The organism is Bifidobacterium sp. UBA6881, from assembly GCA_002451435.1.
In the GTDB taxonomy this organism is placed as follows: Bacteria; Actinomycetota; Actinomycetes; order Actinomycetales; family Bifidobacteriaceae; genus Bifidobacterium.
This window is the reverse complement of sequence record DKCF01000062.1, coordinates 10729-12823: the sequence shown is the minus strand read 5'-3', so window position 1 is coordinate 12823 and position 2095 is coordinate 10729. Positions and strand designations below refer to the sequence as shown.

Genomic DNA, 2095 nt, shown 5'->3' with positions numbered 1-2095 from the left:
TCAGTGCTGGTTGTTGAGACGGTGGTACATCTCGCTCAGCTCCAGCTCCTTCTCGAACTGGCGGGTGGTGGTGTTCTCGTCGATGACGGCGAGCTCAACACCGGCGATGCGAGCGAAGTCTTCCCAAGCCTCACGACCAACGGAGGTGGTCATGCAGGTGTGGTGGGAGCCACCGGCGGTGATCCAGCACTGCACGGCGGTCTTCAGGTCCGGCTTCGGCTTCCACACGGCGCGGGCGCACGGCAGGTTCTTCAGGGAGCCCTGCGGCTCGACGACCTCGACCTCGTCCATGAGCAGACGGAAGCGTTCGCGCTCGTCGGCCATGGAGATCACGACGGCGTCGGTCGGCTTGCCGGAGAACACCAGACGGACCGGGTCGGACTTGCCACCGATGCCCAGCGGGAAGATGTCCAGCTTCGGCTTGGCGATGGTGCCGATGGCCGGGGAGACCTCAAGCATGTGGGAGCCCATGTCGAGCTCGTTGCCTGCGGTGAAGTTGTAGGAGTAGTCCTCCATCAGGGAGGCGCCACCCTCAAGGCCGTAACCCATCACGGCGCCGATGCGCACCAGCACGGCGGTCTTCCAGTCGCCTTCGGCGGAGAAGCCCCAGCCGTACTCGGACGGGAAGCGCTGCGGGCCGACGCCTGGCAGCTGCGGCAGGGCGCCTAGGTCTTCGAAGTTGTCGACGCCGGCGGTGCAGCCGTTCTCGCGCATCATGTTGACCATGGCGCACTCTTCCTTGGCGGCGATGAACAGCTCGTCGTAACGGGAGTCCAGCAGTGCCGGAGCGACGTCGTACTTGGCCTTGTAGTCCTCGATGAGGGCCTTGACCTGATCGTCCTTGACCTTGTCGTACGCGGCGACGAGCTCGTTGACGGCCCAGGTGTTGATGGAAGCGCCGAACACGCGCTCGGCTTCGGTCTTGTCGCCTTCGGTGACGGCAACGTTACGCATGTTGTCGCCCCAACGCATGACCTTCATGTTCTGGGAGGCATCCCAACCGGCGCAGGCACGGGCCCAGGTGCCGACCTTCTCGGCGACCTCGGGGTCGGTGTAGTGGCCGACGACGATCTTGCGCGGAATGCCGAGGCGGGAGACGATGTAACCGAACTCACGGTCGCCGTGGGCGGCCTGGTTCAGGTTCATGAAGTCCATGTCGATGGTCTCCCACGGAATCTCCTTGTGGTGCTGGGTGGCCAGCTGCAGCAGCGGCTTGGTCAGCACTTCGAGGCCGCGGATCCACATCTTCGCCGGGGAGAAGGTGTGGCACCAGGTGATGACGCCGATGACGTTCGGGTTGGCGGAAGCCTCAACCATGAATTCCTTGACGCCGTCGGAGGACTTCAGGGTCGGCTTGAGCACGATCTTCGCCGGGATCTTGCCGGTGTTGTTCAGGAAGTCGACCATTTCGCCGGTCTGCTGAGCGACCTGGCGCAGGGCCTCTTCGCCGTACAGGTCCTGAGAACCGACGCCGAACCAGATTTCCTTGCCTTCAAACGGGTTTTCCATTGCCATTTGATTTTTCCTTACTTCGTTGTTTGGTTTCTTACGATTGCCGCATGTGCGGCACCGGTGATAATCGGTGCCGCACATGCATCGGCACCTTGTGCCGTAGGCCGTTCATGGCCGTCAGGACGCAACGCGCCGATTTTCCGTCACGTCAGTGCTGACCGTAGACGTTGGTGTAGCGATCGTTAAGCTTGTCGATGTCCTCCTGGGCGATCGGGATGATGTCGCCGATCTGCTTGGCGGCCCACATGGTGCGGGCGACCTCTTCGGTCATCGCGGCGGCCTTGACGGCGCCTTCCGCATCCTTGCCGATGGTGAACGGACCATGGTTCTGCATCAGCACAGCCGGGGACTTCGGGTACTTCTTCAGGGTCTCGACGACGCCCTTGCCGATGGCTTCGGAGCCGATCAGACGGAACGGGCCGACCGGGACCGGGCCGCCGAACTCGTCGCCCATCATGGTCAGGCCGCACGGAATGTTCTGGCCAGTGGCCGCCCACGCGGTCGCGTAGGTGGAGTGGGTGTGCACGACGCCGTAGACGTCGGGCATGTTGCGGTAGATGTAGGCGTGGGAGGCGGTGTCGGA

2 protein-coding genes are annotated in these 2095 nt (G+C 63.3%); both read right to left on the bottom strand.

The genetic code is table 11. The annotated features are described in order from the left end of the window. A complete protein-coding gene (gene araA / locus B3C64_RS04775) occupies window positions 1-1515 on the bottom strand; it encodes an L-arabinose isomerase (protein ID WP_291534099.1) in 1515 nt (504 codons plus the stop codon). A 145-nt stretch (window positions 1516-1660) separates the two neighbouring features. Next, the coding region (locus B3C64_RS04770) for an L-ribulose-5-phosphate 4-epimerase (RefSeq protein ID WP_291534097.1) at window positions 1661-2095 on the bottom strand (435 nt) is incomplete at its 5' end.

Excerpts from the sequence above, each read along its gene's own strand:
- araA (WP_291534099.1), bottom strand. The coding sequence starts at position 1,515 with ATGGCAATGGAAAACCCGTTTGAAGGCAAGGAAATCTGGTTCGGCGTC.